The following is a 20,554-nucleotide window of genomic DNA, read 5'->3' on the forward strand; positions in this document are numbered from 1 at the left end:
ATTGCGTTGTTTTATTTGAAACCACTACCCTCATCACGGTTATTCATAATGAAACTTTTTATTAGCAATCCAATAATACGTTACGAAGAGTGTCAATAAAATCCACACTATAGTTAGTAATCCAGTAATTATTGCGTTTGAATTTACTACCCCCGTGACTAACGTTTCCATTGCATACTTACTCATACCGGCTGGATTAAGCTGATCCATTATTGGATTCAAACCGACGATTACTCTGCAGGCTAAAAGGAATACAATTGAAATTAATGCAATAATACCTTGACTGTGAAAAATAGCACTTATCATTGTTGTGAAAGATACGATAAAAAGAACCCAAATTAGATAAAATAGTAATCCAGTAATTAGGTGTGCAAATGGAACAACAGTAAAAAGAAAATTTACATATAGATAAGAAGCTACGTATCCAATTGTTACACTAAACGCTACCATTAAATAGTTTGACACTATTTTCCCACCTACATATGAAGTAACAGTAACGGGCCTTGTTAAAATAAAGGCCAACATACCATTAGCTTTATCTGTTTGAATTGCACCCATCATAGAAATCACTAGAATCATAAGTCCAAGCTGATCAAACTGGGATCCCAAAGTACTCGCTAATACTTCGCCCCCTTTTTGCGTTGCCATACTCGGATCAATGGTAATTCCCTGTCCTCCACCTAACGCTTCTAAAATTGATGGCAAATAATGAATTACTATCGGTTGTGTTGCGCCTAAAAATATAAAAACAATTGGTAGCCAAATAATCTTGAAATCACGTAACATTTGAACACATTCTTTTTTTATCAATACAATTGAGTTATTCATTTTTGCACCACCAAATTCAAGAAGATTTCTTCTAAAGTATCGTTGCTCATTTCAAATTTAACGATGTTCACTTTCTGTTCGAGTGCATTTTGCAATAACATATTTTTATTTATTTCAATACTTTCAACCTTCACTTTGATTTTAAGCCCAACCACTTCAACGTCCTTCACATACGGTAATTTTTTTACAATTTCAATCCACTTTTGATCTTTTGCTGTTATTTCAATCATTAATTTATTTTCACTATTACGATGTAAAAGTTCCGTAATCGTTGTATCTTCTATTTTTGTTCCATCTTTTATAATGACAAATCGTTCACAGATTTCTTCTGCATCGCTTAAGATGTGGGTTGATAATAAAATGGTTGTATCTTTTTTTATTTCTTTAATCAGATTCAATACTTCCCGCCGGCCGATCGGATCTAATGCGGATACTGGTTCATCCATGACAATAAGCGAAGGTTTATGCAATAATGCTTGTGCAATACCAAGTCGTTGTTTCATTCCACCAGAAAATGTACTAACCTTTGCATTTTCTTCTTCCTTTAGTCCAACTTTCTCCAACATTTTTGGAATCGACTTTGACAATTCTTCTTTTTTCAACCCCGAAAGTTGGCCCATAAAGGTAAGTGTTTCCCTCGCTGTCATCCAATGAAAAAAATTAGGATATTGCGGTAAATAACCAATTTCACTTTTCATTTTTGATATTTTTATCCCATTCAATAAAACTTCACCAGCAGTTGGATGAATAATATCCGAAATTACTTTTATTAATGTGGATTTCCCTGCTCCGTTCGGTCCAATTAATCCGACGCATTCCCCCGCTTGCAGTTCCATCGAGAAATTATTCACAGCAATTTTTCCTTTAAATGATTTTATTACATTTTTAATCTCTAATTTCATAATTTCTCACTGTCCTTTCTCCCTATAACAAAGTACAAGATAGGTCCCAATATATTAACGAAAAGAATAATTAACGTCCATACAAGTACATTTTTTCTTGTTTTCCTATGTCGATATAAATCAATGAATGCAATTAAAACTAAAAGTGCTCCCACTGCAATAACTGGTAATATAATGGGTAGAAAAGCCATAATATCAATGTCTTTAAGATCATTCAATCCATAATGTATTTTCATTGTCATCACTCCTTTTAAATCTCATTATCATTATTGATAATGATAAAATAAAAACGGATGGATTGCAATCATTATTCTCATTATTTATAATGAGAATAAAAAACAATACATAAGGTGATATAATGAGTAATAAAGTTGAAATTTTAATGCATCCGGTAAGAATGAAAATTTGCCAAGTGTTAATGAGAAATAAAGAAGATGGGTTAACACCATTAGAAATGGTAAAAATCATTAAAAATGTACCACAAGCAACACTATATAGACAGCTACAAACTATGGTTGATTCAGGTATCGTTCATGTAATTAAAGAAAAAAAGGTAAAATCTGTTTCTGAAAAATATTACGCAATCAATGAAGAAGATGCAAAAATTGAAGGAAGTGAATGGAAAGGATTATCTGATGATGAAAAGTTAAACTACATTTCCTATTATCAGTTATCACTTATGACACAATATCAAAGTTACCTTAAGAAATTAGAGGAACAAAACAGTCAAGAAGATAAGGCTACTTTTTCTGTAGTAGAATTAAAGCTAGATGAGGAACACTTTGAAAAATTTCAAAACGAACTTAACGAATTAATGATTAAATACTACAATAACCAAAGTAAAGATGACGAAATAGAGGCTCCGATTCGGACCGTTGCTATTACAATTATTCCAGAAACTTAAATTTAATCGATATAAAAATGCAAATCAATAATCTTAACTAAATCCTGAAAACAGGATACTTCTCAAAACATCTAAACCATCTGCTTCCTATATTCTCTTTAGGAGCTAGGTGGTTTAATTTTTCTTGAATTCGCACACAAATGTAGTAATGAATGTATTATTTTTGTTATCTTTTATAAGTAGAAAGCTTCATCTTTTTAATGAAGCTTTCTATCACTTTATTAAAAAGATAATAAATTAATCGTTTCCTTTAAAACACTTCCCTTACAAAGATTGTCTGTTCATATTGGTCGAAAATTTCTTCTATAGATGAAAATAAAGTTTCTTCAGGGATGATGAACTTTATTTTTTGACCATTTTGCAACAGTTGCTTTGAAGCCAGCTAGTAACCTTTCTCTATACTTATCCTTATAAGTGCTACCCCATTTCCAACCGTTTTCTTCTAGTATATTAAAAGCAGAATCTGATACAAGGCTCTATATCAACCTATCAATAAATTACCACTCTATAAATATCTGAATTTTCTTTACATTAAAGGTTATCTCCCAAACAACCTCGAATAATTTTAATACATATACATAAGGAGGTTGATCTATTTTGTTTCGTTCCTTTACAAATGGTTGCGTCGCCTTAGTGCAACGCTTCTTGCCAGAACCGTTTATTTTATCATGTTTACTAACTGTTTTCGTTATCTTCTTTGGTATGTTTGCGACTCACCAAACACCTGTAGAAATGATTAATCACTGGGGTAATGGAATTTGGGGACTCCTCGCCTTTTCTATGCAAATGGCGCTTGTACTCGTGACTGGATCTGCTTTAGCAAATGCTCCTCTTATTAAAAAAGGATTAACGAAAGCTGCCAGACTACCAAAAACGAATGGCCAAGGCATTATTGCCATTTCAATTGTAAGTTTACTTGGTGCATACATAAACTGGGGCTTTGGAATTATTGTATCTGTTTTATACGCAAAAGAAGTGGCAAGGCAACTGGACGGATTAGATTATAGACTAGCAATTGCCTCTTCTTACTCTGGATTTCTCATTTGGCATGCCGGTCTTTCTGCCTCTATCCCTCTTACGTTAGCAACAGGCGGTGAAACGTTAATTAAAACGACTGCTGGAAGTATTAAAGAGGCGATTCCGATAACAGAAACGTTATTCTCACCATACGCTCTCGTTCCAGTTATTATTTTTCTCGTTACGATGCCTCTCATTAATAAAGCGATGCATCCAGATGAAAAACATACGATAACTGTAGATCCTAGCGTGTTCCATGAAGAAGCTGCTGCTCAAGAAGTAGAAAATAATACGTTCGCTGAAAAGATGGAAAATAGCATTATTATTACACTTTGCGTTGGATTGTTAGGTCTCATTTATATTTTCAATTACTTTTATACGAAAGGTTTTAACCTTACTCTCGATATCGTGATTTTTATGTTATTAATTGCCGGTCTTATTTTCCACCGTACTCCGATTCAGTATATTCGCGCTTTTTCAGACTCTACGAAAAGTGCTTCTGGCATTTTACTTCAATTTCCGTTTTACGCAGGAATTATGGGCATGATGATTGGAGTAAATAGTGAAGGACTTTCACTTGGAGGAGCTATTTCTAATTTCTTTATTAGCATTTCAAATGAAACGACTTTTCCGCTCTTTACATTTTTAAGTGCTGGCATCGTTAATATTTTCGTTCCATCTGGTGGCGGTCAATGGGCCGTGCAAGCACCAATTATGATTCCAGCTGGCGCTGAACTTGGTGTACCTGCTGCAAAAACTGCAATGGCCATTGCGTGGGGCGATGCTTGGACGAATTTAATTCAACCTTTCTGGGCATTACCAGCATTAGCGATAGCTGGTTTAGGTGCTCGTGATATTATGGGATTTTGCGTTGTGAACTTACTATATGCAGGTTTTATCATTAGTCTATGCTTCTTATTTATTTAAACGAAAAGCTAGTTTTATACTAGCTTTTTTACATAATAAATCATTTATTTCCCATGCAATTTATAACTGTATTCCACTCTATGTCCTTAAGATGTAGTGACTCAAATGCAAAAAAATCTTCGCAAATTTTTCCAATCAGGTGTGGATGTTCCCTCAAAAAATTCCACTGTAATACTTTAGGAAGAAAATGCATTTCATATTCTTTACTTCCCCGTACTACCTCATCAACTTCTCTTTCACAAATTCCCCTTATTAAATAATCATTTCTTAACTCTATTTGAATTTGTTGAAATGTATCGCTGCATTTTTTCAATTGAAGTAAACACGTAATATACTTCCGAAAAAGTTCGTTATCATACTGACAACAGTTTATAATACGATCGACTTCATTCATAATGTACGAGCCTTTTCTTCTATTTGTAATAACCATTTTTCGCGCTTTGATACTTTACTCGTTTTCACAGATTGAAAAACTGACCGTTTTATATCACGAATGCCACAAAAACGTAAAACACCTCTCTTCATCATAATCCAATCTGCTGATCGATATAACAATGCGACGTACCATAGAGGCGAGTCTAACGTATTAATAACCCACGTTTTTTTCCCTTGCAATAATCCTTTCGGCAGAGCCCCTTCATATTTATAAGCAAATCCAGCTACGAAAATACGGTCAATAAAACCTTTTAAAATAGCTGGCATCCCCCACCACCATATCGGATATATAAAGAGAAGTGTATCTGCTTCTTCCACTAATTTTCTATACCGCGCTGTCTCTTCTTCATTTATTAAATCACGTCTTTTCTTCTCTTCATTGAATACAAGTACCGGATCAAATTGTTCCTTGTATAAATCAAGCAACGTAACCGAATGATTTGTTTCCTGTAGCCCTTTTTGCACATGCTCTAAAATTGCACCGTTAAAACTTGAAGGATTAGGATGAGCGTATATAATCAGTACGTTCACTACAAAACAACTCCCTCTATCGTTAAAGTTATCCCTTCTTTAATAACTTCTCTACAATTTGTACGTTTTTCGAACTTTGCAACAGTCGATTTAATACAGTAAGTAACTCTTCTTTTTCTAAATCTTTCAGTTTCTCTTTAACTGCACTCTCACCAGCACCTTGAATATCATAAACAACTGCCGCCATATGTTTACAATAATTTTCATACGGACATTCGCAACTACTTTTTGAAAAATCTTCGAGATCGATAACTACTTCATAATTCCCTGCATTTCCAGTAACGAAAGCAAACACTTTTTTATCTTGTATTTCAACATCTTCTACATGTCCATCTTCATAATATTCATATCCCTTATCTACAATGTAATTTGGGATCCATTTCGTTATATCTTTTAATAAGTAAGCGTACATAATTGTACCCCTTCCTTTAATTCCCTTTTGACTTCAAAAATCCTGCATGTTATTCTAATTACTGTTAAGTAGCAAGTCTACGTGACAAAACGACTGACACCTATTCGGCGAAGGTGTCTCTTTTCATTTGCAGCCGATACGAATTGCCTCTTTCAGGCACATTCAATTTTTGACACTACACACTCAACACCATTCCCTGTATCAGGCTGCTTAAGCAGTCTTTTACTCTACATACTCCGTTATTTTAAAAAAAGAGAGCTTAGCTCCCTTTTCTCGCCTTATAAAATACCCCTTTTTCAGTATAGAGATATTCATCAGCTAATGTAATTTTCCCATCCAGTTTCAGTTCATCTAATAGTCTTGATAAATAAAATTGATGTAACATCTTTTTCGTGAATTTTCCTTCATGATGCGAAACGATATGTTCTTGAATATCTAACAATGATATTGGCTTATCTTGCTCTATCATATATTCATAAACTGTACTACGCAGTTTTACGTATTTTTCGAGTGTCACAGCAATGCGCAACCCCTTTCTTCTTAATATAAATTTTCGTAATCGGTTTTTTTGCAACAAAAAAACCTCTCCGATAAGAAGAAGTTACGTATATATCTTCGTCTTATCTCCCAGAACAAATATGTTCTGCTGGAATTAGCACCTGCATCGCGGTTGCTGGGTTTCATCGGGCCAGTCCCTCCACCTCTCTGGATAAGAAATATTCACTTAATTCTTACTATACGTAATTTCATTTTAATTGTCAAACAAATATAACAAATAATATTTTCTTCTTTACTGTTCATACTATACATATATGAATATGCAAGGAGGATTATGAAATGCATCAAAATGCTCGCGGATATGTACAAGATTCTTTTCAATCATTACAAGAAGCAAAACATTGTTTAGAAGAAGCACTACAGACTGTTGAAAAAGATTTTAATCGCGCTCGTATTGAGCAATCCCTTTATGCGATCGAACAAGCTATTCAACGCTGCGATTACACCGTTCACATTTTAGAACAAGATTGAAAAAACTTCCCATCATAAGGTGGGAAGTTTTTTCAAATGGCATACTTCATAATTATTGCCGTTATGATTAAAAAATATACAGAATTCACAATTTCTAAAACCCCTACTTTTATAATAGAAATTTTTTTGCCATACAATATAATGGCTCGAATGACACTTGGTATAAAAATAAGGGAGCACCACGGATTAATTGCAAATACAATGATTGTTAATAGAATATGATAACCCCAAGATATAAAACGATACTTCGGATTATTTTTCTCACGTATCATCGTTTTCACATAAAACGTACTTCCTAAAAAGTATAAGAATGAAATAAGTGCAATGAATAATGCTGTATGATCGATTTGTTTCATTGAAAAATAATAACTAATTAACCCACCAACACAAAACACAATGATCGCACAAATATCATTTAATAGTGCCCTTTCATTTTTTTGACGAGCATAATGCATATTTACTATAAATAGTGGAATCATGACTATTACGAATAAAAGAATGCGCCATTCATATAATAGAGAAATCATCCCAAATACGAACGCAATAATAAAATATACAATTGAAGCATGTAAATACTCTTTTTTTCGTTTTTGTTTTATGTACATAAGGAATGGATACGTAGCTAAATAGATAAAGAACCAAGCTATAAACAATGGAATGTGATATATAGTAGGTTTTCCAAGTATGACACTTAATAGAAATGGTATAGCAAGCATCGCCCATGCACCATGTTGCTTCGGAATAACTATCTTCATTAACTATACACCTCCCTTTTGAAAATAGTTCTCACCTATTATTATACAAATAATTTTATATAGTAACGGATATATATTGGACTATTTTTTGACAATAAAAAATGCTCCTTACAATATGTAAGAAGCATGAAAGAGGCAAACGAATATGTAAGTCGCGACCCTACCTTATATGAGTATGCTTTTCTATGCTATGTTATGCTTATCTAATATACCGTATTTCTTTTTAAATCTTGTGAGAATCGTAATCCAAGACGTACTAAATAGTAGTAAGAAAATAACATTCGAAATCGCATGACTTAAATCAAAGTAAAAACTTGCGATGTAATACGAAATGACAGTTTCCCACGTTGCTTCTCGTATAAAACCGAGAAGGCCCCAGAAATTCATAATCCAACCAAATAAAAAACCAACAATTACTCCGTAAAGAAGTCTCCCCCATAGCTTTTTCATTAAAAATGTATTACGCAATAATCCAGCTATAAAACCAATCATACCCCATGAAAACATTTGCCACGGCGTCCACGGACCTTGCCCTAAAAAGATGTTAGATACAATCGCTGCTGTTGCACCGATCATAAAACCCGCTTCACTTCCAAATACAATTGCAGAAACGATAATAACAAAAGAAGTTGGTTGTACACTCGGTAAAATAGAAAATGGTACGCGGCTAACTGCTGCAATTGCCGCTAATACAGCAACGAGAACAATTTCACGTGAAACAAACGACTTCCTTTCAAAACGGATATAGAAAGGTAACATAATAACAACTAATAAAAACAAACTACTTAACATGTAATAACCGTCCATAATAAGTGTAGTAAAGAGTAATGTGCCTATTATTACTGCAAAAATACCTATTATGAATGCAACATATCGTTTGGACACGCTTCGTACACATCCTCCCACGTTAATGCATATGGCAATTCTTTTCGAATGAATCGATTAATAGATGTTGTATAAAAGAAGTTACCACTAAAAAATTCTTTCGGTGCATCATTCATAATAACTGCTCCATCAAATAACATCATACATTGATCCACGTATTTCGCTGCAAACTCAATGTCATGCGTTGCCATTACAATTGTTGTACCTTCTTTTTGCAGCTCCCTAAATAGTTCTCCTACTCTTTCTTTCTTCCATGGATCTAACCCCTTTGTCGGTTCATCAAGTAATAATAAAGTTGGCTTTGATAATAATGTCGTACATAACGCAAGTAATTGTTGCTCTCCTCCGCTACAATCGTGCGGATGGCGTTCTTTAAGCGAGTACAACCAAAACTGTTTTAGCGTATCTTCTGCTATTTCTTTTCCTTGTTCTCCGTATAATTCACGTGCACGTTCATACACCTCATCCCACACTGTATCAAATGTAAAATGATAATATGGATGCTGCGATACATACCCAATACTTTTAAACCGTTCTTTCGAATCAATTTTATGTATCACTTTCCCATTCCACTTTACTTTCCCTCTTCTCACTTTTTGCAAACCAGCTAAAAGCTTTAACAGTGTAGACTTCCCTGTCCCATTCTTTCCAACGAGCGCTACCCATTTTCCTTTTTCAATCGAAACTGATAAATCACGTAAAATAAGCGGACTATTTTTTTCGTACTGGAACGAAATATGCTCTGCGCTTAAAATTACCTCTTGCTTTTCACTTTGTGCTATTAGCTCATTTACATATGATATCGCTGAAAAATTATTCATTTTCATTTGCGCCTCTCGCACCGTAAACGGAATATCTCTCACATTCCACTCTAAAAATAGCCTTGGAATTTGCGGAATAAATGGACGGAATGTTTCTACTCCCCACATATTCGTAATAACAGTTTTAGGACTACCATCATACATAATACAGCCATTATCCATACAAACAACGCGTGTTGCAAGCGGGATAACTTCATCTAAACGATGTTCACTTAAAATAATCGTAATTCCAAGTTCTTCATTAATCCGTTTTAATAATCCTAAAAACTCTTTTGCAGCAATTGGATCTAACTGCGCTGTCGGTTCATCTAATAATAGCAATTTCGGCTGCATAACTAATACCGCAGCTAAATTAACAAGTTGCTTTTGCCCACCAGATAACGTGTGAACAGATTGATGCAATAAATCTTGAAATCCTAAAAAGCTAATAAGCTCTGCTATTCGTTTTTGAATAATATGTGATGGTAACCCAATATTTTCTAAAGAAAATGCTAATTCTTGAATAACTGTATCCATTACGAGTTGATTTTCTGGATTTTGAAATACCATACCAATTTCTTGAGCAGATAACAAATCAGGTACATTTTCTAATAAAGTACCATCATAATATGTATCCCCAGTACGCTTACCAATTGGAAGTAATTCTTTTTTAAAATGTTTTAATAAAGTCGTCTTCCCGGATCCTGATCCGCCGGCAAGTGCAATAAACTCTCCTTTTTGAACAGAAAGAGAAATATGCTGTAACGCTTTTTCGTTTTCATCAGCATATACAAATGATAAATTGTTTATTTCTGCATGCGCCACCATAACCATTCCCTTCCTTCCATTATAATTGGTAAACTAATAAACATCGTAAATACGATAAACATCATCCCATCGTATTGCTGAAATAAAATAGATTCGACTTTCGGATAAATGATTAACTTTCCTCCGCCATACGTACTACATATGATAGCAATTATAAATAGAATACTTAAATAACTGAGCGTATACCAATCTCGTTTTTCCATTCTATAGCGAATATATGTCGTACGTTTCGTTACACCAAATCCACGAGCTTGCATAGAATCTGCCGTTTGCAGTGCATCTTCCAATGAACAAATTAATAATACTTGCAGCAATTGCATACCATTTTTGACGCGTTCAATTATCGAACCTGAATCTACCTGCACACCTTTCGTCTTTTGAACGAGTGTGATTTTCTTTAATCGCCTTATAAACAAAGGAACAAATCTCACTGTAATCATCGTTAACAATGCAACTTTCGGTGAAATTCTTGAAAACAAATATAAAAATTTATGACTGGAAATAATATCATTGTATGACGCAAACGTAAACATAACTGCAACTAGTAATAACCCCATTACTATTCCAAACATAATCGCCTCAAGCTTAATACGGCTATCACCTAACCAAAATAATGTCGTTCGACCTCTATGCGTTAATAACGAATTAAATAAAATGACCATAAAAAAGAAAACAATTGTGCTTGGTAACATCTTTCTTATCTTTTCGCTATTTCCTTGCATCACATTTAAAATAACAATTAATAGTATTGCTCCAATTAAAAAAAGAGGATGAAGACACATCATACATAGTATCATCACCCCGATATAATAGAAAAAATTCACAAAAGGATGTAAAGAAGAAAAACTTATTTTCATAGCCCTTTACCGAATGCCTTTCTTATTGTAATACGTATACCCACTCAATTGTATCTCCTGGTTTTACCGTAGCTACACCAGCACTATGGTTTGGAAAAGCACCGTTCACACGATATTTCCATCCACTAGTATCCGCAATATCTTTTTCATATAAATCATTAATACCTTTTACATAAATACTATCTCTAGATCCGCTTGCATCAACATCTAATCCTGTACGTTGTAATACTTTATACACAGTATCGCCATCTTGTATATCCATCTTTTTCGCACCCATTATATATCCGTTATTTCCTTTTACCGAGATTGTTACTTGTTTTGCTTGCGGTTTCGGTGGTGCTGGTGGATTAGGTGGTACTGGTTTCGGTGGTGCTGGAAGAGTTACGTCTTTTCCACCTTTATTCGGATCAACTTTTTGCTCCTGCTTCGGTGTTTCTTTCGGCTGATTCACAACCTTTGCTTCTTCTTTTACTTCTGGTGCTTTCGGTTGTTGTTTCTCTTCTTGTGCTTGTTGCTGCTCTGGTTGCTTATTTACAGCCGGCTGTTCTTTCGGTTGTTCCTGTTGTTTCTCTTCTTTCTTTACCTCTGGTTGTGCCTGCGGCTTTTCCTCTTTCGGCTTCTCTTCTACTTTTTGTTCTTGTTTCTCTTTCTGCTCTTCTTGCTGCTTTTGCTCTGATTCAGCTTGCTTTTCTTCTGTTTTTTCTTCCGGCTTCGCTTCATCTTTTTGTTCTTCTTGTTTCGCTACCTCTTCTTGCTTCGGTTCTACCTTCTTCTCAGGCTTTACAGCTGCCTCTTCACATCCGGCAAGTAGCCCGAGCGAAAGCAGTAAAGAAATGAACCATTTCACCTTACTCATCCTATCTCTCACCTTTCATGCGAAAATTAGGAGCAAATAATTGCTCCTAATTTTTTGTTAAGCTGCTTTACGTCTCCATAATACATATGCAGAAGCAATACATAATACACCCATACCTACTTCTGTTGCTGCACTATGAGAAGATGCTCCTGTTTTTGGTAGACTGTTACCGTTTCCGATTTTTTTATTCTTAACCGGTTCGTTATCTACAACTACTTTTAGATTTTCATCTTTTGTTTCTTGTTGTACTTGGTTTTGTTCTTTCGGTTCTTCAGTAACTTCTTTTTCTACTACATTATTTTCTGGTTCAACGACCTTTTCTGGCTCTTCAATCGGTTTTGGCTTAATTACATCACCAGCGTCTACATTAGACCAATCATAAATAGATTTTCCCATTTCTTTAAATTGAAGTAATGCTAAAAGAGCCTGTTCTGTAGCCATTCCGTTACCATTTTGATCACTTGGTAACCATTTAAATTCACCATTTGAAAGTTGATATGATAATAGGTTTTGCATTGCCTTATAAAGACGATTTTGATCTACATCTTTAACAAGTGATAATCCAATAATTGCTTGCGCAGTACTATTTGAATTTTCTTGTCCATCAGCTGAAAAACCGCCATTTTGCAGCTGTTCGTTATATAAATACGCAACAGCTTTTTGTATAGCTGGTTTCACATCTGATCGCTCTTGATAAGGAGCTAATGCTGATAAAACCATACCTGTTACATCAACGCTACTAGCACTATCTTTACTACCTGAACTATTATAAGTCCATCCACCGTCTGTATGCTGATTATTTAACAGTGCTTCCACTAGAGCAACTCTGTTCCATTTTGATTCAACTGGAATCTCATACTTCTTCGTATCAAATGCAAGTAAAGCAAATGCATAACCTGTAACAGAATTCACTTTATCTGACTCATACAATTTTTGAACTAAATTATGTCCACCTACATTTTTAGGGTCTGCACTCATTGCATTCATCATAATAATTGTTCTAGCTAAATCTGTCGCTGAAAAACGATTAATGCGCTTTTCTACTTTTTCAGTTACTGACTTAACATAATTTAATTTTGCCTCAATTGGCACATTCTTTCCAGAACGAGAAAGCGCTACAGCTACCCAATCACTTTCAATTCCATCTTGTAACATCTTGTCTGATGTTTTAGAAATGGCTTCATTTAATTGTGCACTTGGAACTTGAATGTTCTCTTGCTGTGGTTGTTCTGGTTTTTTCCCATCTGGCGTTTTACCGTCTTGATCACCTTGGTTTTTCTCATCTGGCGTTTTACCGTCTTGGTCACCTTGGTTTTTCCCATCTGGTTTTTCACCGTCTTGATCACCTTGGTTTTTCCCATCTGGTTTTTCACCGTCTTGATCACCTTGGTTTTTCCCATCTGGCGTTTTACCGTCTTGGTCACCTTGATTTTTCCCATCTGGTGTTTTACCGTCTTGGTCACCTTGATTTTTCCCATCTGGTGTTTTACCGTCTTGACCTTCTGGTTTTGGTTCTTCTGTTTTGCCACCGTTAGGTTCTTCTATTTTACACGTTCCGAACTTATCTAACGTTTCTTTCAATGTTTCCTGGCTTATATTGCTCCAGTCTGAAACAAAACGAAAGACAACAACGTCTCCAGATTTTAATTTATAACTATCTGCTCCGACTTCTGCAGACTGATCATTTACATCATACAGCCAAGCACTTGTAGCCCCGGCCATTAAACCATCGATGCCTTTTACATATGTTCCAAACGACATCGTTTCAGATTCTACCTTGTCCCCCATGACCTTTTGCAGCAAACTTAAAGCTGTTTCTCCATCTTTAATTTGCTCTTCTTTCGGACATAACATAATGCCTTTTTGTGATTCCCCAATAATTGCAAGTTTTGCTGTATTTCCTTCAGCAAACGTAATATGTACTGTATTCGCAAAAGAAACAAATACAAGTGTCACTGCCATTAATGATGTAAGCAGCCATTTTTTCAACATTGCCATCCCAAAATTTCCTCCCTTACTACCATTTACACAAAAAAAGGCCCTTCAAGGGCGTGCGATTGACACTCTCTTTTTGTAAGTGTCGAACAAAAATGTACAACACCTCCTACCCGCATTATTCGCGGCTATATTTGTATAGGAAAAATAATTTTGTTTATGAACGTATCATTGTGATAACATTCACTTTTCTTGGCACAACTTACTTCCATTTAAGTTATCGTAAAACGATAAACCTATACATTCTGTAAATTTTAAATTTCTGTATTATTTTACTATTGACAAAGAATTTTGTCCACGCTTTATCGGATTTATTTTCTAAGAATAATAACTTGTTAACTCTTAACTATGTAAACTCTTTTCACTAATAATGACGCCATCTTCATCCGCATAGACATATTCATTTGGATTCCAATCCACTTTTCCAAAGTGCAATGAAATATTTCGTTCTCCTTTTCCTTCTTTCACACTTCTATTTGGCATCGTTCCTAACGCTAAAATACCAATATTAATATTCTTTAGTTCACTAGAATCACGAACATACCCATTCACAATAATTCCTGCTAACTTTCTTTCTTCCGCAATAGCTGCCAAATTATCACCGAGTAACGCACAATTAGTAGACGCTCCGCCATCAACAACTAATACTGTTCCTTCTGGTAATGTTTGCAACCCTTCCTTCACTAGTACATTATCATCTTTCACTTTTACAGTTGCAATTTTCCCGTGGAATTGTTCTTTCTTCCCAAAAGACCGAAAAGACTGGCGACATATTTGTAATTCCTTTTCAAATTCATCACATAGATCTGTAGTTTTCCACATCTTGTTCCCTCTTTTCCTTTTTCTTTCTACATAACATATTCTTGGCTTATTATCGTTTCCCTGTCTAATATTGCAATAATTTGTATGTACGGGAAAGGATACAAAAACTATTGCCTTAAGAAGCTACCTTTATTATAATCTATTTCACAGATTAAATTCAGAATATTAAAAATTAACAAAATGAAGAAGGAGGGATTTTATGCAAATACAAACTGAGGCAAAAAAACAACCTAGTAAACCAAAGTTTAAAATGCCTGATGCGTACGTACTACTATTTTTTATTGCCTTACTTTGCGCCATTGCTACGTATTTCGTTCCTGCTGGAGAATTTAAAAGGGTTACAAACGGGACCGTTACAACGACAATACCAGGTAGCTACCATTCTGTTCCGCAATCACCCGTAGGATTTGTTTCTTTTTTTACCGCTATTGAAAAAGGAATGAAACTTGCTGCTCCTATTATCTTTCTAATTTTATTTACAGGTGGAGCCATTGCAATTCTTGAAAAAACAGGTGCTCTTGACGGTTTAATCTATCATGTTATTAACAAATTTCGGAATCAGCAATTACTTTTCATTTGTATAGTTGCTGCGCTCTTTTCTATTCTTGGAACGACTGGTATTATCGTTAACTCAGTTATCGGTTTTATCCCCATCGGTATCATCGTTGCACGCACGTTAAAATGGGACGCTATCGTCGGTGTAGCAATTATTTATTTAGGCACTTATGCTGGTTTTAATGCTACTATTTTATCCCCCTCACCTTTAGGCATTTCACAAAAGATCGCAGAACTTCCGATGTTTTCCGGGATTGGTTTACGCACCGCAATATATATATCTTTTTTACTTGCCACTATCCTTTATATTAATTGGTATGTAAAGCGCTTGAAAAAATCGAATAAAGGAAGCATTCTTGGCGAAAACTGGTTTCCAAGTAACGCTCTTTCAAGCGAAAAAGAAGCGGAGAAAAAAGAAGTTCCTTGGACAATACGTCATAAATTAATTTTACTCGTTTCAGCTTTATCGTTAATTGTATTTTTAATAGGCGCTTTTCGTCTACATTGGACGGACGCAGAAATGACCGCTACTTTTATTTTCATAGCAATTACAGCCGGAATAATAGGTGGTATGAAAGCAAACGATATCGCATCTACTTTTCTAACTGGCTGCCAAAATCTTATCTACGGTGCTCTAATCGTTGGAATGGCTCGTTGTATTTCAGTCATTTTAGAACAAGGCAAATTACTTGATACTATCGTTAACCAACTCGCACAGTCTCTTGAAGGACAAAGCCCTGTATTTGGCGTTATCGGTATGTACGTAAGTAGTGCTGCATTACATTTCCTTATTTCATCCGGGACAGGAGAATCGGTTATTTTTATTCCGATATTAGCTCCATTAGCTGATTTCATGCACATTACACGCCAAGTTACAGTACAGGCTGTTATGCTTGGGGAAGGTGTAGTAAACTGCTTAAATCCAACTTCCGGTGTTTTAATGGGCGTTCTCGCAGCAAGCGGGATTTCTTATGGAAAATGGATTCGTTTCATGGCTCCACTTGCACTCATTTGGTTTATCATTGGACTTGTTTTTCTTATTGTTGGGGTGAATATTGAGTGGGGACCGTACTAAAATACCCATATATAATTAACTTGATAAAATATCTATCCTATTCTCCTCTTCAATCCTATAAAAATCATTTATTCTAGTAAAAATATAAGAAGGGATTGATCATAATGATCAATCCCTTCTATCAAAATATAATACCTTTAAAAATCTTAGTTCCAAATTTTATTTACCCATTCAGGATGATCAATAAAAGGATTGCGGTTATGTTGATATTTTGTAAAAATCACTTCATTACGCTTTCGCTCTAAATCATCGACCGGGTCTTGTTCATTCCATTTTAATAAAACCGATAGTTTCCCCATGTATGGATCTTTATTGTTATTCACTTTTTCATTTAGTTCTAAATCTATTTCGCCGTTGTCCCCCTCGTAACGAACAGCCATATAAAACAGCATTCTAGCAATATCTCCTTTTACACTATCACGAGGTTCCCAAGAATCACTATCATATTTACATTCTGTCGCTTCAGAATGATTCACACCACCATTATCAAAATCTAAATTCCCTCGTGAACTATTTACAGATACATCCGTCGCTCTTAAATGATGTAGATCTGTTCCAGGTCCTGCAGTCGTTCCAAAGTCACCGTGAGATTTTGCCCAAACATGCTCACGGTTCCAGTTATTTACTCCTGATCCATTCGTAAGCTTCCCTTGCGAACGACCAGTATATAAGAGTATCACATTATTTTTATTATTTGGATCTTCATCAGTATCTCTTAGTGCTTCCCAAACCGCACTGTATGATAACTTTGTATGATTATCAATAATATTATGCAGTTCCTTCTTTAATTCTAAGCCCGTTTTTCCTATTGCGTTATTATAATATGTATCGTCATAACTTTTTACAATAATCTCTTGTGCTGATGCAGAAGCTACTTCACCGTGTATAGTATCTGTGAATGATAGAGATGCAGAACCTAAAATAAAAAATGAAGATAGTGTAATCATAGCAATCTTTGTATTTCGAAACTTCATATACCCATTCCCCTTTAAAATATAATTTGAAGCTACTAACTAAAAAATGCTTTCTCCCCCAAAACTTTTAGAAACCCATACCCACCCTTTTCTTTTTATTTAATACAAAACTCTATTGAGTTTATATCATTTCCAAACTTTTTGTTTATCTACTTTCCAAACAATTTTACTTTTCACAAGAAATATCCTTCTCCCGTAAAGATTATTAAAATATTCTTTACAATTAAAAAGTAGTTTAATATTAACTTATAAATGTAAATTAATTTATGCAATAATGCATATTTGATAAATACTTAAAAAAAACAGTTTGAATAAAAAGCATTCAAAGAAAACCGTGCCACAAAACAGATAAAGTGAAACTTTAATCAGTGGGATTTCGTTCCTCCCTCACCTAACTTCTTTGCTTCCGCTGAATTTTGAGGTGGTGGTCTTACTGCCCGGCAAATAGCGGGATAAAAATCAAGATGATAGCTCGACTTTTCCTTTTTCCATAACTGTCTTTATTTTTGTGTAAAACCTTTCTTTCTCTGAATAATACGTACAAAAATAGATTGGATACCATGTAGGCACCAATCTATTTTAATTAAAGAAACTGTGTCAATTCTGAGTTCACAATACGTTGTGCAGTAATGATAACACTGTCAGCTGTTAGTCCATAAACACTATATAGTCCACCAGGTTGATTAGGAACAATTTGAACTTCATATTCAAATGCTTGTCCAAGAGCAGGATGAACTAAACTTAGAGTTACAAAAGTAGAAGCATTAGAATTTACATTGAAGTTTACCTGTTCAATTAATACTAATGAACCGTCAAGTCTAAAAACTCTAGCTACTCCAGTAAGTGGGCCAGCAGTACGGTTAAGGATTTTTACCCTAACTCTATTTGCATTAGCAGGTTGATTTCCTACGTTTTCAATTGGTCCTGTAGTAAGAGCCATATAACATCACCTCCATTATATTATTATGATATTCAACGTTATATATTGATGTTATAGTTTAATTACCCAATTTATTTTAAATAAAAAAGCTTGTTTCTTATATTTTCTATAAGAAACAAGCTTTTCTTTTTCAACTACCATTCCTAAGACAAGTTTATCCGTCTCGAAAACATTTACAGTTACAGTTACTTGACGTTTATGCTGGAACAGAACTACTACTATTTACTTTGCATTGAATCTATATATTTTTTAACTACTTCATATACATATTCTTGATTTGCCGCTGCTGTATTTGGGTTATATTTCCCACCGTTTGTTTTATTATTAGATAATACTCGAATCCCTAAAAACGGGACGTCATAAGCTTTTGCGATTTGAGCTGCAGCAGCTCCTTCCATTTCTTCTACAGATGTACCGTATTTTGTATGGAACCACTTAATTCTATCAACTTCGTTATTCCAAACGTCTGCTGAACCAATCGTACCTTCAACTACTTTACCTTTTGTATATTTATCTTTCACTGCATGAGCCGCTGCAAGTAATTCCTTATCTCCTTCGTAGTATCGGATTTTCTCAGCATTTGGATCTTCTCCTGCACTTCCTTCAGAAGCCATTAAGTCCATAGATATCCATTTTGTCGGCTCAATTCCTTGGTTCTCATCCATATTTGTTGTTTTTAATGAACCTATATTTGCAACTTGTTTTCCTAACACAATATCAAATACATTTAAATTTGGATCATGTCCACCTGATGTTCCTTGGTTAATAATTGCTGTAGGTTTATATTTTTCAATAGCCACCGCTGTAGCAGCTGCTGTATTCTCCATTCCTTTACCTGTTTTCGCAACGATTACAGGATAATTGTCGACAGTTCCTTTATAAAATACAAAAGTTCCAGACTTTTCTTCTTTCACATTTTTTAGCCTTTTCGCAAACTTTTCTGCTTCTATCGGCATTGGCCCTTGAATTAAGATTGGTTTTTGATTGCTTTTTGCCTCAACTTGTTTCGGACTCGCATCACATCCCGCAAGTATCGAGAATGACAATGCAACAGTAGTTACTAGGGCAGCACATTTTTTCAACGTATTCTTCTTCATAAATAATCTCCTCTTTCTCTTGTTGTTTTCTATACTGGATGCTTTTGGTCCAAACAAAAAAAGTTCTAGAAATTGTAGAAGATTCTCTACTTTCTAGAACTACGGTAGTCAAAGTTAATGAAACAAAAGATGAGACCAATGCTACATTATAGAACGGTAGCGCACATTACACAGGGCGACCGAATACTTTAACCCGTAGTCCAGTTCTTTCATTGGGAACTAGGTAGAAACGCTCGGACCATATTACCGAGTATATACGAGTGATGTTATTCAAAATTATTATATGGATAATATAACAAACTATTCGTGTGTGCGCAATTTAAATATGAACATTTTTTATTTTTTTTTCGTAAATGTTCGTATTTAAAGGTTTATTAGGTATAAAAAAACCTTTTCAAATAGATTACATCACAAAAAATATTATACACTAAACTAATTTACCCCACAGCAATCGTTAATGAAAATCTTCCTAAAATAAAAAGAAATCCCATAAAATCAGAACTTCTTTATATATATTTATTTCGTTACCTCTCCAAACTGCGCTCTCGTCACTTTCGCCAAGTCATCTACTTTAAGCTCAATTTGTATTCCAATTTTCCCGCCACTTACTATCATCGTTTCAAGTGATTGGGCACTTTCATCAATACATGTAGAAAATAACTTCTTCATTCCGACTGGTGAACAACCGCCACGAATATATCCTGACACTTTCGTAATATCTTTCACAGCAATCATTTCAATCTTCTTTTCACTTACTGCTTTTGCGGCAGCTTTTAAATTTAGTTCCTCATCTACCGGAATAATAAACACATGATAATTTTTACTATTCCCTTGAGCGATTAACGTTTTATATACTTCTCTCACTTCTCGTCCAATTTTCTCGGCTACTGATACGCCATCAATTTTCCCATCGTCTGGATCATATGACATCATCGAATATTCAATTTTTTCTTTATCTAATATTCGCATCGCATTTGTTTTATCTTTTTTCATAACGTTCTCCTTAAAAGGTTATTTCATATTATTAAGTTTTATTATACACCCTTTTCCATTTCTCCTACATAACTTCACGTATATTTCAAAACTAAAAATATTGATAATTCAAAAATCATCTGATATAATTTGAAAAA

At 34.6% G+C, this 20,554-nt stretch carries 22 protein-coding genes and 2 riboswitches; of the genes, 4 read left to right on the plus strand and 18 right to left on the minus strand.

Features of this window, described 5'->3' with window-relative positions; all coding sequences use genetic code 11:
- Nucleotides 1-39: 39 nt before the first annotated feature.
- Genes AC1Q8L_RS18190 through AC1Q8L_RS18200 form a run of 3 tightly spaced genes read right to left on the minus strand, consistent with a single transcriptional unit; the run spans nucleotide 40 to nucleotide 1,966 of the window.
- Nucleotides 40-828 carry an ABC transporter permease subunit gene (locus tag AC1Q8L_RS18190; protein ID WP_001065771.1) on the minus strand — a complete coding sequence of 263 codons (789 nt, stop codon included), beginning with the start codon at nucleotides 826-828 and terminating at the stop codon, nucleotides 40-42.
- Nucleotides 825-1,730: an ABC transporter ATP-binding protein gene (locus AC1Q8L_RS18195; RefSeq protein WP_000763099.1), complete on the minus strand. Its 906-nt coding sequence runs from the start codon at nucleotides 1,728-1,730 to the stop codon at nucleotides 825-827. Before AC1Q8L_RS18195 ends, AC1Q8L_RS18190 begins: the two co-directional genes overlap by 4 nt.
- Nucleotides 1,727-1,966, minus strand: a complete 240-nt coding sequence (locus tag AC1Q8L_RS18200) for a PLD nuclease N-terminal domain-containing protein (RefSeq protein WP_000690914.1) — start codon at nucleotides 1,964-1,966, stop codon at nucleotides 1,727-1,729. Before AC1Q8L_RS18200 ends, AC1Q8L_RS18195 begins: the two co-directional genes overlap by 4 nt.
- Before the next feature lie 122 nt (nucleotides 1,967-2,088).
- Between AC1Q8L_RS18200 and AC1Q8L_RS18205 the strand changes: the two genes are divergently transcribed.
- A complete protein-coding gene (locus tag AC1Q8L_RS18205) occupies nucleotides 2,089-2,634 on the plus strand; it encodes a transcriptional regulator (protein ID WP_000066851.1) in 546 nt (181 codons plus the stop codon).
- Between the two features lie 597 nt (nucleotides 2,635-3,231).
- Complete coding sequence (locus AC1Q8L_RS18210) at nucleotides 3,232-4,578, plus strand: short-chain fatty acid transporter (RefSeq protein WP_000490008.1); 1,347 nt, start codon at nucleotides 3,232-3,234, stop codon at nucleotides 4,576-4,578.
- Between the two features lie 40 nt (nucleotides 4,579-4,618).
- Here the strand turns inward: AC1Q8L_RS18210 and AC1Q8L_RS18215 are convergent, their stop codons facing one another.
- From AC1Q8L_RS18215 to AC1Q8L_RS18230, 4 genes are all read right to left on the minus strand, one after another.
- On the minus strand, nucleotides 4,619-4,972 hold the full coding sequence (locus tag AC1Q8L_RS18215; RefSeq protein ID WP_001006466.1) for a hypothetical protein: 354 nt from the start codon (nucleotides 4,970-4,972) through the stop codon (nucleotides 4,619-4,621).
- Nucleotides 4,969-5,544, minus strand: a complete 576-nt coding sequence (locus tag AC1Q8L_RS18220; RefSeq protein ID WP_001101578.1) for an NAD(P)H-dependent oxidoreductase — start codon at nucleotides 5,542-5,544, stop codon at nucleotides 4,969-4,971. Before AC1Q8L_RS18220 ends, AC1Q8L_RS18215 begins: the two co-directional genes overlap by 4 nt.
- A gap of 28 nt (nucleotides 5,545-5,572) precedes the next feature.
- Nucleotides 5,573-5,956, minus strand: coding sequence for an SWIM zinc finger family protein (locus AC1Q8L_RS18225; RefSeq protein ID WP_086387799.1), 384 nt, complete (start codon nucleotides 5,954-5,956; stop codon nucleotides 5,573-5,575).
- A 259-nt stretch (nucleotides 5,957-6,215) separates the two neighbouring features.
- The gene (locus AC1Q8L_RS18230) at nucleotides 6,216-6,533 is read right to left on the minus strand and encodes a hypothetical protein (RefSeq protein WP_002094089.1); all 318 of its coding nucleotides are present in this window, start codon (nucleotides 6,531-6,533) and stop codon (nucleotides 6,216-6,218) included.
- A gap of 40 nt (nucleotides 6,534-6,573) precedes the next feature.
- Nucleotides 6,574-6,672, minus strand: a riboswitch (SAM riboswitch).
- A 121-nt stretch (nucleotides 6,673-6,793) separates the two neighbouring features.
- Between AC1Q8L_RS18230 and AC1Q8L_RS18235 the strand changes: the two genes are divergently transcribed.
- A complete protein-coding gene (locus AC1Q8L_RS18235; RefSeq protein WP_000554029.1) occupies nucleotides 6,794-6,985 on the plus strand; it encodes a hypothetical protein in 192 nt (63 codons plus the stop codon).
- A gap of 32 nt (nucleotides 6,986-7,017) precedes the next feature.
- On the opposite strand, the gene AC1Q8L_RS18240 is transcribed toward AC1Q8L_RS18235, so the two are convergent.
- From AC1Q8L_RS18240 to rraA, 7 genes are all read right to left on the minus strand, one after another.
- Nucleotides 7,018-7,740: a YwiC-like family protein gene (locus tag AC1Q8L_RS18240; protein WP_000706561.1), complete on the minus strand. Its 723-nt coding sequence runs from the start codon at nucleotides 7,738-7,740 to the stop codon at nucleotides 7,018-7,020.
- A 183-nt stretch (nucleotides 7,741-7,923) separates the two neighbouring features.
- The gene (locus AC1Q8L_RS18245) at nucleotides 7,924-8,625 is read right to left on the minus strand and encodes an ECF transporter S component (protein ID WP_000044914.1); all 702 of its coding nucleotides are present in this window, start codon (nucleotides 8,623-8,625) and stop codon (nucleotides 7,924-7,926) included.
- The gene (locus AC1Q8L_RS18250) at nucleotides 8,598-10,259 is read right to left on the minus strand and encodes an ABC transporter ATP-binding protein (protein WP_002152641.1); all 1,662 of its coding nucleotides are present in this window, start codon (nucleotides 10,257-10,259) and stop codon (nucleotides 8,598-8,600) included. The genes AC1Q8L_RS18245 and AC1Q8L_RS18250 overlap by 28 nt, the downstream gene beginning before the upstream one ends.
- Nucleotides 10,232-11,110: an energy-coupling factor transporter transmembrane component T gene (locus AC1Q8L_RS18255; RefSeq protein WP_002152639.1), complete on the minus strand. Its 879-nt coding sequence runs from the start codon at nucleotides 11,108-11,110 to the stop codon at nucleotides 10,232-10,234. The genes AC1Q8L_RS18250 and AC1Q8L_RS18255 overlap by 28 nt, the downstream gene beginning before the upstream one ends.
- 22 nt (nucleotides 11,111-11,132) lie before the next feature.
- A complete protein-coding gene (locus AC1Q8L_RS18260) occupies nucleotides 11,133-11,966 on the minus strand; it encodes a DUF4430 domain-containing protein (RefSeq protein ID WP_000048891.1) in 834 nt (277 codons plus the stop codon).
- Between the two features lie 57 nt (nucleotides 11,967-12,023).
- On the minus strand, nucleotides 12,024-13,964 hold the full coding sequence (locus AC1Q8L_RS18265; RefSeq protein ID WP_001241091.1) for a DUF4430 domain-containing protein: 1,941 nt from the start codon (nucleotides 13,962-13,964) through the stop codon (nucleotides 12,024-12,026).
- A gap of 339 nt (nucleotides 13,965-14,303) precedes the next feature.
- Nucleotides 14,304-14,783: a ribonuclease E activity regulator RraA gene (gene rraA, locus AC1Q8L_RS18270; RefSeq protein ID WP_000266036.1), complete on the minus strand. Its 480-nt coding sequence runs from the start codon at nucleotides 14,781-14,783 to the stop codon at nucleotides 14,304-14,306.
- Nucleotides 14,784-14,982: 199 nt separating this feature from the next.
- Between rraA and AC1Q8L_RS18275 the strand changes: the two genes are divergently transcribed.
- Nucleotides 14,983-16,413, plus strand: a complete 1,431-nt coding sequence (locus AC1Q8L_RS18275) for a YfcC family protein (RefSeq protein WP_098311822.1) — start codon at nucleotides 14,983-14,985, stop codon at nucleotides 16,411-16,413.
- A gap of 146 nt (nucleotides 16,414-16,559) precedes the next feature.
- Here AC1Q8L_RS18275 and AC1Q8L_RS18280 read toward each other — a convergent pair whose 3' ends face one another.
- From AC1Q8L_RS18280 to ybaK, 4 genes are all read right to left on the minus strand, one after another.
- On the minus strand, nucleotides 16,560-17,387 hold the full coding sequence (locus AC1Q8L_RS18280) for an endonuclease I family protein (protein WP_000672183.1): 828 nt from the start codon (nucleotides 17,385-17,387) through the stop codon (nucleotides 16,560-16,562).
- 583 nt (nucleotides 17,388-17,970) lie between these two features.
- The gene (locus tag AC1Q8L_RS18285) at nucleotides 17,971-18,327 is read right to left on the minus strand and encodes a hypothetical protein (RefSeq protein ID WP_001229427.1); all 357 of its coding nucleotides are present in this window, start codon (nucleotides 18,325-18,327) and stop codon (nucleotides 17,971-17,973) included.
- Nucleotides 18,328-18,545: 218 nt separating this feature from the next.
- Entirely contained in the window at nucleotides 18,546-19,424 is an 879-nt protein-coding gene (locus AC1Q8L_RS18290) for a 5'-methylthioadenosine/S-adenosylhomocysteine nucleosidase (RefSeq protein ID WP_000742449.1), read from the minus strand.
- 176 nt (nucleotides 19,425-19,600) lie between these two features.
- A riboswitch (purine riboswitch) is annotated at nucleotides 19,601-19,704 on the minus strand.
- Nucleotides 19,705-19,940: 236 nt separating this feature from the next.
- Nucleotides 19,941-20,417 carry a Cys-tRNA(Pro) deacylase gene (gene ybaK / locus AC1Q8L_RS18295; protein ID WP_000710852.1) on the minus strand — a complete coding sequence of 159 codons (477 nt, stop codon included), beginning with the start codon at nucleotides 20,415-20,417 and terminating at the stop codon, nucleotides 19,941-19,943.
- Between the last annotated feature and the right edge of the window lie 137 nt (nucleotides 20,418-20,554).

Source organism: Bacillus sp. GW823-FHT06A11 (assembly GCF_058795355.1).

Coding starts and splice junctions, on each gene's coding strand:
- AC1Q8L_RS18290 (WP_000742449.1), bottom strand. CDS start 19,424: ATGAAGAAGAATACGTTGAAAAAATGTGCTGCCCTAGTAACTACTGTT.
- AC1Q8L_RS18240 (WP_000706561.1), bottom strand. CDS start 7,740: ATGAAGATAGTTATTCCGAAGCAACATGGTGCATGGGCGATGCTTGCT.
- AC1Q8L_RS18200 (WP_000690914.1), bottom strand. CDS start 1,966: ATGAAAATACATTATGGATTGAATGATCTTAAAGACATTGATATTATG.
- AC1Q8L_RS18280 (WP_000672183.1), bottom strand. CDS start 17,387: ATGAAGTTTCGAAATACAAAGATTGCTATGATTACACTATCTTCATTT.
- AC1Q8L_RS18285 (WP_001229427.1), bottom strand. CDS start 18,327: ATGGCTCTTACTACAGGACCAATTGAAAACGTAGGAAATCAACCTGCT.
- AC1Q8L_RS18235 (WP_000554029.1), top strand. CDS start 6,794: ATGCATCAAAATGCTCGCGGATATGTACAAGATTCTTTTCAATCATTA.
- AC1Q8L_RS18260 (WP_000048891.1), bottom strand. CDS start 11,966: ATGAGTAAGGTGAAATGGTTCATTTCTTTACTGCTTTCGCTCGGGCTA.
- AC1Q8L_RS18205 (WP_000066851.1), top strand. CDS start 2,089: ATGAGTAATAAAGTTGAAATTTTAATGCATCCGGTAAGAATGAAAATT.
- AC1Q8L_RS18190 (WP_001065771.1), bottom strand. CDS start 828: ATGAATAACTCAATTGTATTGATAAAAAAAGAATGTGTTCAAATGTTA.
- AC1Q8L_RS18265 (WP_001241091.1), bottom strand. CDS start 13,964: ATGGCAATGTTGAAAAAATGGCTGCTTACATCATTAATGGCAGTGACA.
- AC1Q8L_RS18255 (WP_002152639.1), bottom strand. CDS start 11,110: ATGAAAATAAGTTTTTCTTCTTTACATCCTTTTGTGAATTTTTTCTAT.
- ybaK (WP_000710852.1), bottom strand. CDS start 20,417: ATGAAAAAAGATAAAACAAATGCGATGCGAATATTAGATAAAGAAAAA.
- AC1Q8L_RS18195 (WP_000763099.1), bottom strand. CDS start 1,730: ATGAAATTAGAGATTAAAAATGTAATAAAATCATTTAAAGGAAAAATT.
- AC1Q8L_RS18250 (WP_002152641.1), bottom strand. CDS start 10,259: ATGGTTATGGTGGCGCATGCAGAAATAAACAATTTATCATTTGTATAT.
- rraA (WP_000266036.1), bottom strand. CDS start 14,783: ATGTGGAAAACTACAGATCTATGTGATGAATTTGAAAAGGAATTACAA.
- AC1Q8L_RS18215 (WP_001006466.1), bottom strand. CDS start 4,972: ATGAATGAAGTCGATCGTATTATAAACTGTTGTCAGTATGATAACGAA.
- AC1Q8L_RS18275 (WP_098311822.1), top strand. CDS start 14,983: ATGCAAATACAAACTGAGGCAAAAAAACAACCTAGTAAACCAAAGTTT.
- AC1Q8L_RS18225 (WP_086387799.1), bottom strand. CDS start 5,956: ATGTACGCTTACTTATTAAAAGATATAACGAAATGGATCCCAAATTAC.